The following is a 14024-nucleotide window of genomic DNA, read 5'->3' as shown; positions in this document are numbered from 1 at the left end:
TAGTATGCGTTACAATTGGGAACGGGCTCCGACAACGTTCGAACGTCATCGGAAGGCGCTGGCGGCGGCGATATTAATAGCCGGCGGCGTCGGCCTGATGCTGGCGGCATTGCCGCTCTAAAATAACAGATATCCATCGACCGGCGCGGATGCCCCCTCCGGGGTGCATGAGCGCTGTGGGCAGCCTAACGCAAGACCGGTCCGGCTCCGGTGTCGGCGATCAAGCGGCGGTCGCGTCCTTCAAACCCCTGGCTGAAACGTTGTACGAGCACGGCAAGCACGGCCGGCTTGCCGTGGGCTATCACCGAGCAGCAGCGGCGGTGCCGACGTCCTTGGTCGCGGCACCGCGATCCCCGAAGCCATGGTGCCGGATATCCCACCCCAAGGCGAGAGCAGGCATCGACGAAATTCCGGGAAGACATGGTTTCGAAAAACGGCATAGGCTAATGCAAGACGGCAAATTTTCCTGGGAGGAAGTTGGATGGCGTCACGCTACCATGAAGTCTACGAAAGCTGGAAACGCGACCCGGAACAATTCTGGGCCGAGGCGGCCAAGGCGATCGACTGGTATTCGCCCCCTGACAGCGTCTTCGATGCGAAAGCCGGCGTCTATGGCCGCTGGTTCAATGGCGCCACCTGCAACACCTGCTTCAATGCCGTCGACCGTCACGTCGGGGGTGGCCGCGCCGACCAGATCGCACTGATCCACGACAGCGCCATCACCGGCACGGTCAAAAAGTTCACCTATGCCGAACTGAAGCGCGAAGTGGTCGCGCTGACGTCGGTGCTCAAGAACCGCGGCATCGGTAAGGGCGACCGCGTCATCATCTACATGCCGATGGTGCCGGAAGCGGCCTTCGCCATGCTTGCCTGCGCGCGCATCGGCGCCGTGCATTCGGTGGTCTTCGGTGGCTTTGCCTCGCACGAACTTGCCACCCGCATCGACGACGCCCGGCCGAAGCTGATTATTTCGGCCTCCTGCGGCCTGGAGCCGGGGCGCACCGTCGCCTACAAGCCGCTGCTCGACACCGCGATCGAGCTCTCCCGGCACAAGCCGGACGCCTGCCTGATCCTGCAGCGCGAGCAGCTGCGCTGCGAACTGAAGGACCATTACGACATCGACTATGCCGACGCCGTTGCCCGCGAGCGCGCGGCGGGCGCCAATGTCGATTGCGTCCCGGTGCTTGCCACCGACCCGCTCTACATCATCTACACGTCAGGCACGACCGGCCAGCCGAAGGGCATCGTGCGCGACAATGGCGGCCACATGGTCGCGCTGAAATGGACGATGGAAAACGAGTTCGGCGTGAAGCCGGGCGAGGTGTTCTGGGCGGCATCCGATGTCGGCTGGGTGGTCGGCCATTCCTACATCGTCTACGGCCCGCTTCTGCATGGCTCGACCAGCGTCCTGTTCGAGGGCAAACCGATCGGCACGCCGGATGCCGGCACCTATTGGCGGGTCATCGCCGAGCATGGCGTGGTCGCCCTGTTCACCGCGCCGACCGCCTTCCGCGCCATCAAGGGGCAAGACCCCAAGGGCGAATTCGTGCCGAAGTACGATCTGTCGAAATTCCGCACGCTGTTCCTCGCCGGCGAACGCGCCGACCCGGAAACCATCAAATGGGCGGAGCAGAAACTGAACGTACCGGTGATCGACCATTGGTGGCAGACCGAGACCGGCTCGCCGATGACCATCAACCCGGCCGGGCTCGGGCTGCTGCCGGTGAAATACGGCTCGCCCGGCGTGCCGATGCCGGGCTACGACATCCGCGTGCTCGACGATGCCGGGCATGAGGTGTCACGCGGCACGCTGGGCAATGTCGTGGTCAAGCTGCCGCTGCCGGCCGGTTGCCTGCCGACGCTATGGAATGCCGACGCCCGGTTCCGGCAGGCTTATCTCGAAGAATTCCCCGGCTTCTACAAGACGGCCGACGCCGGCATGATGGACGAGGACGGCTATCTGTTCGTCATGGCCCGCACCGACGACATCATCAACGTCGCCGGCCACCGGCTGTCGACCGGCGCCATGGAAGAGGTGCTTTCAGCGCATCCGGACGTTGCCGAATGCGCCGTCATCGGCATCGCCGATCAGATGAAGGGCCAGGTTCCGCTTGGTTTCGTCGTGCTCAACGCCGGTGTTTCGCGCGATACCGGCGCCATCGAGAGCGAGGTCGTCTCCCTGGTGCGCGAACGGATCGGCCCGGTCGCTGCCTTCAAGACGGTGGTGACGATCAAGCGCCTGCCCAAGACGCGTTCCGGCAAGATCCTGCGCGGCACGATGCAGAAGATTGCCGACAAGGAAGAATGGACGATGCCGGCGACCATCGACGACCCGGCTATCCTCGATGAGATCATGGTGGCGCTGAAGGGACGCGGCATAGGGGCTTAGCAACCGCCTGGAACAGTCCCTTGAGATGGATGATGGCTCGCCAATTGTGCTGGCCATTGTCGAAGTCGGTGCTGCCCCTCATGCAGCGCCAACCCGTAGCGATTGCCGCAGTGCCCAATCTTCTGTTGTGCAATGCAGCAATCCACCCTAGTGTTGCTGTGGGGGGCCACCCGATGACACGGCATGGCTCAGCAAAAGACTACATTTGGCGGCGTCGACATCCTTCGGTTCCTCGCCGCCGTCCTGGTGATGTTCTACCACTACGGCTACTGGGTTTGGGCGTTCCCCGGCGGTATTTCGGCACGCGCCGCTGGCGGCATCCCGCCGCACCCTGAAATGGACTTTCTAGGCTCCGGCTGGGTCGGCGTGCAGGTGTTCTTCGTCATCAGCGGCTTCGTCATCGCCTTCAGCGCCGAGAATTCGACGCCGTTGCGGTTCTTCGAGGCAAGGGTGAAGCGCCTGGCGCCGGCGGTGTGGGCATGCGCCCCCATTACCGCTGCGGTGCTGCTTCTGGTCGACCTCAGCTGGCCGACGGATGCGGTGATCCGGCTCGTTCGCACCGGCCTGTTCGTTCCGTTCGATCCCTGGGTCGACAGCGTCTACTGGACGCTCGGCATCGAAATCGCTTTCTATGCCGTGGTCTGGACCTTGTTGCGGCTCGGTCGCTTCGACCTGATGGAAACCGTAGGCATCGCGATCGGGCTGATCAGCACGTTCTTCTGGTGCCTCTATTATCCCCTCGATTTGTCCGATCTCGCCGAGACGCGCTGGCTCCAGCTTGCGCTGGTGCATCATGGCTGCTTTTTCGCAGTCGGCGTGATGTTGTGGCTGATGCGGTTCAAGGCGGTGACGAGGGCCCGCCGCGGCTTCTCAGCGCTGTTCCTGGCCGGCGGTGTGCTGCAGATCGCAAGCTCGGTCGACGTGCACAGCATCAAGGTCGAAGCCGCAATGCCTTATGCGCCGCCGATCCTCATATTCCTTGTCGCCACAGGACTGATGGCATGGTCGCTGCAGCTTAACCTGTCCTGGCGAGGCTGGCGCCGGATCGGGCTGATGACCTACCCGCTCTATCTCATCCATGACGTCGTCGGTGCCGCCATGCTCGGCGCCCTGGTCCGCGCCGGCGTGCCGTACCTGCTTTCGATCGCTACTGTCGGCGCAACCATGATCGCCGCGAGTTGGCTGGTGGCGATAGAGGCCGAACCACGCATACGGCTGCTGCTCGACCACACCGTGTTCCGCTACCGGCTCAAGGCGGCATAAACGCCGCTCCCAGCACTTGTTTACCAAGACAGGGACTGTTCCTCACCGGTATGGAATTTCCGGCGCCAAGCATGGTATCGAGGCTTCATGCGTGCCCGTGTGACATGCTCCCTAACGCCAAAAGACCCGTGCGAGCACCGAGCCTCAATCCGTGAGCCTGTTCCAGCGATCGAGAAAGCCGCGCGCCGCGCCGCGCGAACGGCTGCAGATGGATATGCAGGATACGGTCGTCTATGCGATCGGCGACGTGCATGGGTGTTACAGCGAACTTCGTTCGCTGGAGCAGAAGATCGTTCTCGATGCGCTGCCCTTCCGCGGGCGCAAGATCATCATCATGCTTGGCGACTATGTCGATCGCGGGCCGCAGTCCAAACGCGTGCTCGACCATCTCACCGCGCCGCCGCCGAAGGGCTTCCTGCGCGTCTGCCTGGCGGGAAACCACGAGGTGGCGATGCTGAACTATCTCGACGGCTATCTTCCGCGAGAACCCTGGCTGGCGACGGGCGGCCTGGAGACGTTGTTTTCCTACGGGATCGATGCGCAGCATCTCGGCAATCTCTACAGTTCGAGCGAAGCCGTCGACCGGCGTATCCGCGAGGTCATTCCCGCCAGCCATGTCAGCTTCATGCGCGCGCTACCGGTCATGGTCTGCTCGAGGAAATTCGTTTTCGTCCACGCCGGCATCAGGCCCGGCATCGATCTCGCCGAGCAGGACGAAGACGACCTGCTCAGCATCCGCGCCGATTTCTTCGACAACGTCCATCTGCTCGACCGATGGGTGGTGCACGGACATACGATCGTCGACGTGCCCACGCTCGACGGGCACCGGCTCGGCATCGACACCGGCGCCTTTCAGAGCGGACGGCTGACCGCCCTCAGGATAGCCGGCAAATACGGCAAGCTGATATTTTCCTGACCGACGAAACGGCGGCGCCTGTTAGAGCGGTTCGGCTTTCGATTGATCGCCGACCCGCTCTATCTCTTTGTTTTGACGCAATTCCGGACGGACCTAGGCCGCTGCCCTGGTGCGTGTTTCCGACTTGTCCAGATAGTAAGTCGAATATTTGTCGAAGAACTTCTCGGAACCGCCGAGCGATCCGTATTTGGCCAGCTTCTTCAGATCGACCTTGTTGAGCACCGCGCCGACGATCTTGTTGGCGACGTATGGCTCGGATTCCAGCAGCGACCGCACCACCGCGCGCGGCGTGCGGCCCCATTCGGTGACCAGCACGAAACCGTCGGCCAGCGGGGCAAAGGCCTTGGCGTCGACCACGGGGCCGAGCGGCGGCAGATCGACGACGACGTATTCGAACGTCTCCTTGGCGTTCTCGATGAAGCGCCGCATGCCGGCCGAGGAGAGAAGTTCGCTGGTGTGCGAGAACTGGCCGCGCAGGACGGCGGGAATGATGGCAAGCTTCGTCTGCCGGTCGACCTTGCCGACCGACTGCCAGGTCTGGCCGTTGACGACGGCTTCCATCAGCCCCTGCTCGGTTTCCATGCCGAGGCTGCGGCTGAGGCCGGGGTTGCGCAAATCGCCGTCGATGAGCAGCGTTTTGGCGCCATTGGCGGCAAGCAATCCCGCCAGATTGGCCGCGACCGTCGACTTGCCCTCGCCGGGCAACAGCGAGATCACGCCGATGACCTTGCTGCCTTGCCCTTCCATGACGACGTCGAAGGCGATTTTGGCGTTGCGCAGCGTTTCGGCGAACATCGAGGCGGGAGCGTCGATGCTGACCCGCATGCGCGCCCGTCTCTCGGCGGCCGACAGGCTGGCGATCTTGGCATCGGCCTCTGCATCGTCCGGCTTGGCATCCTTGCCGGGCTTGCCGCCGCCGATCGTCGGTAGATAGCCGAGGAATTTGAGGCCGACGCGATCGCGAATGTCCTCGCCAGTTCTGAAGAACCGTTCGTTGAACTCGTTCAGGCCGCCAAATCCGGCCCCCAGCAGCACGCCAAGCACGAGCGTAAGCGCCAGCACCTTGGATGTGCGCGGGCCCGCCGCCGACAGCGGCATTGTCGCATCGGAGATGATGCGGACCTTGCCGACCGGGAAGGATTGCTGCTGCGAGGCTTCCTCATAGCGGCTGAGGAATGTCTGATAGAGCGTGGTGAGCGCCGTCGCCTGCTGGTCGAGATCGCGCAGCTTGACCTGCGACTGGTTGTCGATGGAGCTCTTGCCGGCGGCGGTGGCGATCTTCTCCTTGAGCGCGGTCTCGCGCGCCTGCGCTACCTGATAATCGTTGCGATAGCTTTCGGTCAGTTGCTTCAGCTGTCCGAAGATCTGCGCCGAGACATCGGCTTTTTCCTTGGCAAGTGCTACCGCCTGGGGGTGATCCTTGCCGAAATTCGCCTCGACATCCTGCAGCCGCTTGGAGACGGTCAGATAGCGGGTTTTGAGCGTTGCAATGACCGAGCTGGCCGGCTGGTCGCTCGATATGGCGGAGTCCTGGAACGCATTGTCCGAGCCGCTGTCCACGATGGTCTTGTACTGCTGGTAGCGGGCGCTGGCGCGCGCCGTGTCGGCCTGCGCGACGATGAGCTGGCTGTTCAGGTCGGACAGTTGCTTGTCGCTGATCAGCTGGCCGTCGCTGCCCGCGGACAGCCCGTGCTCGGCCCTGAACATCTCGACCGCCAGGGCGGCCTTCTGCGAGCTTTCGCGAAGCTCGGTCAACCGGCCCTGCAGCCAGACCGCCGCGCGTTCGGTGGCGTCGAAGCTCGCATTGAGCTGGTCGGCGAGATAGGCCTCGGAATAGGCCTTGGTGATAGCGGTCGCGAGCGCCGGGTCCGTCGACTGATAGCCAAGGTCGATCACATAGCTGCGGCCGTTGCGCTGCGCCAGTATCTCGCTCTGCAGCTTGAGGATCGCGTAGTCGCGGCGGGCGGTGACCATCATGGCCTCGCGCGTCGCGGCGTCGACATTTTCGAGGCCGGGGATGTCCGGGCCCGAACTGCCACGGAAATAGCCAACCAGTCCGCGCACGAAGCCGATGCCCTTCGCCAGGGCAGACGTCGGAGGGTTCATGAACTCTTCGTTCTGGTCGAGCTTCAGCTTGTCGACCACCACCGCGGCCAGCCGCGCGGAGGTGAGTATCTCGATCTGGCTGAGAAGGGAGGCATCGGTCTGCATGGTGGCCGACGCCGCCGAGATGTCGTCGACGACCTTGTTCAGGCCTTCGTCGATCAGCACGCTGGCAACCGACATATACTGCTTGGGCGTGGTCTGCAGATAGAGCACGCCCATGAACAGACCGATGATCGCGCACGCAGCCACCACCTTGGCCTGCCGGGCAGCCATGCCGAGCAGGCGTTCGATGTCGATGAAGTCTTCGCCCTTTTCCGCGTCTGTACCGGGCAAAGGCACCCTCTTGTCGAGAGGAAAGTTGGCATAGTTCATCGTCGGTCCAATTCCAGGTTGCAGGCGCTATCGGCCTTCGAAGATTGGCGTCGTCACCAGAAAAGACCACGCAACATTCATGCCAGAAGGCGCTTGGCCGAATCGGCCAAGCGCGGCGGCGTATGTCGCGCCATCATCGATACGCACATACTCCCAAAAAATGGGCATTATGCGGCTTCTTCCCGGCGCTCATGCGACCGGACGAACTCCTGAAGCATTTCGAAGATCGGTCCCTTCATGTCGTCGCGCGCCAGGGCGAACGCGACATTGGCCTGGATGAAACCCTCCTTCGAACCGCAGTCGAACATGCGGCCGTTGAAAGGCTGGGCAAAGAAGGCCTGTGACTGCGCCAGGCGGACCATGGCGTCGGTCAGCTGGATTTCATTGCCGGCGCCGCGTTGCTGGTTGCCGAGCAGCGCGAAAATCTCCGGCTGCAAAATATAGCGGCCGTTGATGTAGAAGTTCGACGGCGCATTGGCAGGCGCCGGCTTCTCGACCATGGCTGTCACCTCGAAGCCGCTGCCGACCTCGGCGCCGCGGCCGACGATGCCGTATTTGCTGGTTTCGCTGGGTTCGCAACGCTCGACGGCGATGACGTTTCCGCCGGTGCGCTCATAGAGATCGACGGTTTCGGCAAGGCATCCGCGCCCACCGAAGGACACCATGTCGGGGAGCAGCAGGGCGAAGGGCTCGTCGCCGATGACTTCGCGCGCGCACCACACGGCATGGCCGAGACCCTGCGGCGACTGCTGGCGGATGAAGCTGGTGGCGCCGGCCACCGGAAGCAGGCTTTCAAGCGACTGGAGCTGCGCCTTCTTGCCGGTCTGCTCCAAGGTTCCGATAAGCTCAGGATGCAGGTCGAAATAGTCTTCGATGACCGCCTTGTTGCGGCCGGTGACGAAGACGATGTGCTCGATGCCGGCCTCGAAGGCCTCGTCTACCGCATATTGCACGACAGGCCTGTCGACCACCGGCAGCATTTCCTTGGGCATCGACTTGGTCGCCGGCAGGAACCGCGTTCCCAACCCCGCCACCGGTATGACTGCCTTCCTGACTTTCTTCATTGCAAATTCCTTCTGAGGAGATCGACTTTCAATACCTGCCGGCCACGAAAGTTCCTTCATGTGCCCGCATCTTCACCTCCCCGCCCCCACGGCAAACTGTGCCGCAACCCGTCGCAGCCGGACAGCGATCGGCATGCTCATATGCCTGACCGCTGCCGGATCGCTGAGCGCCGTCCATATCGCCTTGAGCGGGGACCGCGCCTTGATGTGTTGAACCAGAGACAGGAACGAAGCCGCCCGGCGCAGGCTGCGGCTGCGCCTGGCGAATGCGGCCGCGGCCTCCGGGTCCATCGCATGCGTCTCGGCAAAGATCGCATCGGCCTTGCGCATCGCTTCGACGTGATGAAGCTCGAGCACGCGGGAAATGGAGCCGCTGCGAATATGGTAGACGTAGCCAGTCGTCGGCTCGACCACGCATCTGCCGCCCTTGGCCAAAGCGCTGGCCAACAGGATGTAGTCTTCGCCGATGATCAGACCTTCATCGTAGCGAAGGCCGTTCTCGTTCAGGAAACGGCGCTGGAAGATCGGCTTGAGATAACCGAGGTTGAACCGCGATTCGAAGACTATGTTGCCGGCTATGTAATCGGCCAGCGAGATTTCGCCCAGGCTCTCCAGATAGGCGGCCGGGAACATCGTGTCCTCGGCAACGCCGTCCTCGCGCACGACCTGGAGGTTGTCGATTGCGATCTCGGCGCCGGCCTTTTCCGCCCGCGCGATCATGGTGCTGAGCCGGCCGGGATAGACGGCATCGTCGGAATCGAGGACGGCGACCCAGCGGCCGCGGGCAAGCTCGAGGCCGGCATTCCTGGCGCCGCCGGGGCCGCGGTTTTCGGGCAAAGCGACGACGCGCACGATGTCCTGCGGGTAGGACCGCGCCACCTCGAGCGTCCTGTCGCGCGAGGTGTCGTCGACGACGACGACCTCGACGCTGACGTCGCGCTGGGCAATCGCGCTGGCGATCGCCCGGTCGAGGGTCGCTTCGGCGTTGTAGGCGGCGATGACGAAGCTGACGTCAGGCTGCACGCTTGCCCCCTTCCTGCGGCGAGGGCAGTCCGTATTGGCGGATTTCGCGAACACCTACGAGACCGCTGACGACGCCGACATGCATGATGCCGCGCAGCACGCTGCGGTTCCGGCGAACCGGGCTGACCGCCGTCGCGATCGCCATGGCAAAGCAATAGGCCGCCTTTGCCGAGGCGAGGCCGATTTCCCTGGCGCGCCGGACGCCGGTTGCGTTGCTGCCGAGCAGGTGACCATGGGTCTGGCCGAAACGGAAGCGGCGGCGGCGCAGCCAGTCGAATGCGGCCCTGGCGCGCGGCACCACCTCGTCGACGAAGGCGCGCGGCGAAAAGGCGATGCGGCCGCCGGCCTTGACCATGTAATCGAAGAATTCGGTGTCCTCGCCGCCGGTCTGGCCGCGCGCCAGGCTGAAGCGGCGGTCGCGAAGGCTGGCGTCGCGTGTCCTCAGCAGGACGTTGCAGGTGTAGCCGGTGCGGATTTCGCCATGCACCCAGACCGGCAGGGTCGAGTGGAAATCACCTTTGCGCATCCAGGCTGGCGCATCCGAGCCGTAACGCGCCTTTACCGGGCCGAGCACGGCGGCTGCACCGCTCGCCTCGGCGGTCGCGACCAGCTCGGCGAGCCATTGCGGCGAGGCCGTTTCATCGTCATCGATGAAGGCGACAAAGTCCGATACGCTGGCGTCGAGACAGGCGTTGCGCGCCACCGAGATGTTGCGCGCGGGAGCATGGCGGTAGCGGACCGGCAGCTTCAATTCCTGCGCCAGCGCCTTGACCAGCGGCTGAGCGCTCGGCGCATCGTCATTGTCGGCGACAACGACGCCGATTTCGAATCCCTCCGGCCGGTCCATGGCGGCGATAGAGCGAAGCGTGTCGGCAAGCTCAGGCCGCCGGAACGTGCAGACGCAGATGTCGACGCTGCGTTTTGTTGCGGCCGCGCCCATTACGCCACCCCGTGCTGCGTCTGCGGTCGCGGCTCGAGAAGCTGCAGCCAGAAGCCCATCGACCAGCCCAGATGCATGACCATCGCCGACACCCCGACAAGCACAAGCGCCATATCGCGCCGCCTGATGGCGGTCACGAGGCCGTAGAAGATGCAAACCATCGACCATACAAGGAACGGCAACGCCGCCAGCACGTACACGAGAGAAAAGGGCGCCAACAGAACCACGGGAAACACCAGCAGCGGTATCATCTGCCGGACTTTCGGCATCACGCGGTGCTTGAGAACGTTCTTGGCGCGGCCGCGGCCATAGCCGAGATACTGGAAATACAGGCTCTTCAGCGAGGAGCGCGGATAGTAGACCATCTGCGTCCTGCCGCTCATCCAGATCCGGTAGCCGGCCTGGCGAAGCCGGTGGTCGAACTCGGCATCCTCATTGTGGCTGAACGTCTCGTCATAGCCGCCCACGGCCCTGAAGGCCGATATGCGCATCAATGCGTGGTGACCGTGGTCGACCCATTCTCCAGCCGACAAATGCCGGTGCTTGGAGCCGCCGGTGCCGAGCTTCGAGTTCTGCGCCGCGGCAACCGCCTTCTGCACGGCGCCGGTGCCGCTGGTCAACATCGAGACGACGACCGAATCCGCACCCATGGCCAGTGCCTCCTCGACCAGCCGGTCGCAATAGTCATCGGAATAGCCGCCATGCGCATCGATCCGGATCAGATATTCAGCACCATCGCCGAAACTGGCCACGGCAAGATTGAGCGCGGCGCTCTGGATGCGCTTCGGGTTGTGGAGCAGAACGACGCGCGGATCCTTTGCAGCGACCGCCTGGACGATCGCCAGCGTACCGTCAGTGCTGCCGCCATCGGCAACGACGATGCGGGCGCCGAGCCGTTCGGCCGCCGGCCGGAGCTGCCCGAGCAGCGCCCCGATATGGGCTGCTTCGTTGAGGCACGGAATGACGATCAAGTTCGATGGGGGCAGGCTCGATGCGATCAGGCTCGATGCGGGCATTTCGGTTTGCGTCATCAGGCCTCGTCCATCCTTAGTTTCCATTCCCGGTCATCCTATGCCAGCGCCTCGGTGACGAAGGGGCCAGGCGCGGCAGCCAGACCACGCAGCTTGTCGACAAAGGCCAGGCAATCGCTGCGATCGTAGCTCCAGGTCCTCGGGTTGCGGGCAAGCACCCGCGCCTTCAGCTTGCGGAAGCGATCCTCTTCCATCCTGCCCAGCGCCGTTTCGAGCACCTCGGGCGCGGCCTCAGGCAGCAGAACGCCGATGTCCTGCTGGTTGAGGAAGCGCCCGGTTTCGGTGTTGCCCATCGAGATCGGCACTGCGCCGAAGCGGCATCCCTCGTAGAGGCGGTTGGGAAGCAGCCATTCGGAATTCTGGCCTTCCTCGAAGAAATCGATCGCCCAGGCGAAATGCACCTCGCTGTAGATCGCCGACATATCCTCCGGGTTGCGATAGGGGCCGCGGAAGGAGAGAAAGGGCTCGGCCTCGACGAAGGCGTGGAAATCGGGAAATTCGGAAAGCGCCGGGCGACCTCGAAGGATGACCTCGAAGCGTCCGTCGAGGCGGCGGGTGAATTCTGCCAGCAGCTGCAGCGAGCGGCGGCATCTGAGCGCACCGAACCAACCGATTCGCCACGGCGGCGCGGCAGGATTTTCCACTTTCAACCGGTCATCGGCCACCACCGGTGCCGTATCGAAATACTTGTTTTCGACCAGCTCGACCGGCGCGGCGATTTGTCCAAACGGCTTGAAATAATTGGCGATGAAGGCCGGCGAACTGGTCACCAGAAGCTTCACGTCGCGCGCCAGATAGCGTTCCGCGCCGCGCAGCGCCTTGCCCAGCAAATCGTCGCGAAGCACCAGGCGATGGATGTCGAGGCATTCGTAGACGATCGGTACCGCCCCTTGAAAAACGGCCTTGGCGCGCCGGGCAAGCGCCAGCATTTCAAGGTTACGCGCTATGATGAGGTCGGGCCGCGGCATTGTGGCGAGCTTCGAGCCGATAGAGACCGCCGCCTTGGCGACCGCCGCTAGGCGCTGGCCGAATCGGCCGTCGCGCGTCGCGCCGAGGTCGATCGGACGCAGTCCCTCGATCTCCGTGACCGGGCCTGTGGTGCGGCGGAAGCCCGCCAGTGTAACCCTGGCGCCGCCTGCTCTGAGCATTATGATCCGTCGTCGCACCGCCGGATCGGAAACGTCATGTACCAAGTACAGGACATGCAGCATGAAACTCGACCGCTGTTGGCCCACCCACAGGGATGCTAGTACAGCTCTTGCTGCATCGCAACATTTTTGGTGCAGCGTAGCAAGAATCCATGTTTTTTGTTGCACTGCAAAAATATTGCCGTAGTTTGTCCGAGGCGGCGGTTTGCCGGTCGTGATGTCACGGCCGGTGCGAAAATCAGGGATCCTGAATTTGGAAGCCAATGCATTCGATCCGCCAGAGGGCTCTCTCCGCAGATCGGTCGGGCGCGGTGCCATCGTCACGGCCATGGCGCAATCCGTGCGCGTCGCGACGCAGATCATCTCCGTCATCGTGCTGTCGCGGCTCTTGTCGCCGCAGGATTTCGGCGTCGTGGCGATGTGTGCGCCGGTACTTGCCTTTATCGCGCTGTTCCAGGATTTCGGCCTGACCCAGGCGACGATCCAGAAAACCGGCATCCGTCACGACGAGGTCAATTCCCTCTTCTGGATCAATGTCGCGGTCAGTGCCGTCCTTGCCTGCGTGCTGGCCGGCGCCGCACCTTTGGTCGCCGCCTTCTACGGCGAACCGCGCGTTTCGGGCCTGGTGGCGGCACTGGGGCTGCAGATCATGGCCTATGGCCTCGGCGCCCAGCACCTGGCGCTTTTGACGCGCCGCATGCAGTTCACCCGCCTGGCGATCATCGACGTCGCCAGCGCCGTCACGGGTCTTGCCGTTTCGATCGCCTGGACCTTCATCGACCGTTCCTACTGGGCGCTGTTTGCCGGCACGCTGACCGGAGCGGTGCTGCCGACGCTTTGCTATTGGGTCAGCTCCAGATGGCGGCCGGGCATGCCGCGCAAGGTCGAGGGCATTGGCCAACTGCTCAATTTCGGTGCCGGAATCACCGGCTTCAACTTCGCCAACTTCTTTGCCCGCAACCTCGACAATGTGCTGATCGGCAAATATTGGGGCGAAGCCCAGCTCGGCCTCTATGACCGCGCCTACAAGCTGCTGCTGTTTCCGCTCAGCCAGATCACCAACCCGCTCTCCAAGGTCATGGTGCCGGCCCTTTCCAGGCTGAAGGACGAGCCCGACCGCTACCGCAGCGCCTATCTGCGCGTCATGCCGCTGATCCTGCTGGTTGCGCTGCCGGGCGTCGCCTTCGCCACCGCCATGTCCGACGTGCTGATCCCCTTCGTGCTCGGCGAGCAGTGGCGGCAGAGCGCGCCGATCTTCCTGGCGCTCGGCTTTGCCGGGCTGCTGCAGCCGCTCAACAATCCCGCGGGCTGGCTGTTCGTCAGCCAGGGCCGCTCGGGCGATTTCATGCGCTGGGGCATCGTGACGGCGGTGACGTCGGTGCTGGCCTTCCTCATCGGACTGCCCTATGGCGCGCTCGGCGTAGCGATCGCCTATGCGGTCAGCGAATACATGAGAACGCCTTTCCTGTGGCTCTATATCGGCAAGACCGGGCCGCTGAAGGCACACCATGTGCTGCGCGCGGCAACCCCCTTCGTGCTTGGCGCGCACCTGGCACTGGCCGCCGTCTGGTTCGCCAAGCCGTTCCTGCCACAACAGCATATCGTCGCCATGGCCGGCGCGGTGGTGCTGTCCTATGTCACCACCGTCCTGGTCTCGCTTTGCTTCGCCGCCGGCCGCGAAGCCTTGCGCGAGGCCTTGAAGCTGGTGCCGATGCGGGCGCCGGCGGCTGTGCCCAGCGGAGCAAAATAACATGCGCACACTCGAGGATCCG

10 protein-coding genes are annotated in these 14024 nt (G+C 63.6%); 4 read left to right on the top strand and 6 right to left on the bottom strand.

What is annotated here, in order from left to right:
- The first annotated feature begins 481 nt into the window (after positions 1 to 481).
- The 3 genes from ACFX5Q_RS02270 (at position 482) to ACFX5Q_RS02260 (ending at position 4568) form a co-directional block, all read left to right on the top strand.
- A complete protein-coding gene (locus ACFX5Q_RS02270) occupies positions 482 to 2389 on the top strand; it encodes a propionyl-CoA synthetase (RefSeq protein ID WP_404275043.1) in 1908 nt (635 codons plus the stop codon).
- Between the two features lie 183 nt (positions 2390 to 2572).
- The gene (locus ACFX5Q_RS02265; RefSeq protein WP_404275041.1) at positions 2573 to 3652 is read left to right on the top strand and encodes an acyltransferase family protein; all 1080 of its coding nucleotides are present in this window, start codon (positions 2573 to 2575) and stop codon (positions 3650 to 3652) included.
- 151 nt (positions 3653 to 3803) lie between these two features.
- Positions 3804 to 4568, top strand: coding sequence for a metallophosphoesterase family protein (locus ACFX5Q_RS02260; RefSeq protein WP_404275039.1), 765 nt, complete (start codon positions 3804 to 3806; stop codon positions 4566 to 4568).
- A gap of 93 nt (positions 4569 to 4661) precedes the next feature.
- Here the strand turns inward: ACFX5Q_RS02260 and ACFX5Q_RS02255 are convergent, their stop codons facing one another.
- From ACFX5Q_RS02255 to ACFX5Q_RS02230, 6 genes are all read right to left on the bottom strand, one after another.
- Positions 4662 to 7046 carry a polysaccharide biosynthesis tyrosine autokinase gene (locus ACFX5Q_RS02255; RefSeq protein WP_404275037.1) on the bottom strand — a complete coding sequence of 795 codons (2385 nt, stop codon included), beginning with the start codon at positions 7044 to 7046 and terminating at the stop codon, positions 4662 to 4664.
- A gap of 167 nt (positions 7047 to 7213) precedes the next feature.
- Positions 7214 to 8110, bottom strand: coding sequence for a UTP--glucose-1-phosphate uridylyltransferase GalU (gene galU / locus ACFX5Q_RS02250; protein ID WP_120011984.1), 897 nt, complete (start codon positions 8108 to 8110; stop codon positions 7214 to 7216).
- A gap of 72 nt (positions 8111 to 8182) precedes the next feature.
- Complete coding sequence (locus ACFX5Q_RS02245; RefSeq protein ID WP_404275035.1) at positions 8183 to 9133, bottom strand: glycosyltransferase family 2 protein; 951 nt, start codon at positions 9131 to 9133, stop codon at positions 8183 to 8185.
- Positions 9123 to 10073 (bottom strand): glycosyltransferase, encoded by a 951-nt coding sequence (locus tag ACFX5Q_RS02240; RefSeq protein ID WP_404275033.1) that lies wholly within the window; start codon positions 10071 to 10073, stop codon positions 9123 to 9125. Before ACFX5Q_RS02240 ends, ACFX5Q_RS02245 begins: the two co-directional genes overlap by 11 nt.
- On the bottom strand, positions 10073 to 11104 hold the full coding sequence (locus ACFX5Q_RS02235; protein WP_404275031.1) for a glycosyltransferase family 2 protein: 1032 nt from the start codon (positions 11102 to 11104) through the stop codon (positions 10073 to 10075). Before ACFX5Q_RS02235 ends, ACFX5Q_RS02240 begins: the two co-directional genes overlap by 1 nt.
- A 38-nt stretch (positions 11105 to 11142) precedes the next feature.
- Positions 11143 to 12315, bottom strand: a complete 1173-nt coding sequence (locus ACFX5Q_RS02230; RefSeq protein ID WP_404275029.1) for a glycosyl transferase family 1 — start codon at positions 12313 to 12315, stop codon at positions 11143 to 11145.
- 190 nt (positions 12316 to 12505) lie between these two features.
- Here ACFX5Q_RS02230 and ACFX5Q_RS02225 point away from each other — a divergent pair, with 190 nt between their 5' ends.
- Positions 12506 to 14002, top strand: coding sequence for a lipopolysaccharide biosynthesis protein (locus ACFX5Q_RS02225; protein ID WP_192179380.1), 1497 nt, complete (start codon positions 12506 to 12508; stop codon positions 14000 to 14002).
- Positions 14003 to 14024 lie beyond the last annotated feature (22 nt).

Source organism: Mesorhizobium sp. IMUNJ 23033, assembly GCF_044778005.1.
Taxonomy (GTDB): Bacteria; Pseudomonadota; Alphaproteobacteria; order Rhizobiales; family Rhizobiaceae; genus Mesorhizobium; species Mesorhizobium amorphae_A.
Note: the sequence above shows the minus strand (reverse complement) of the source record. Positions and strands in the feature narration are given on the sequence as shown.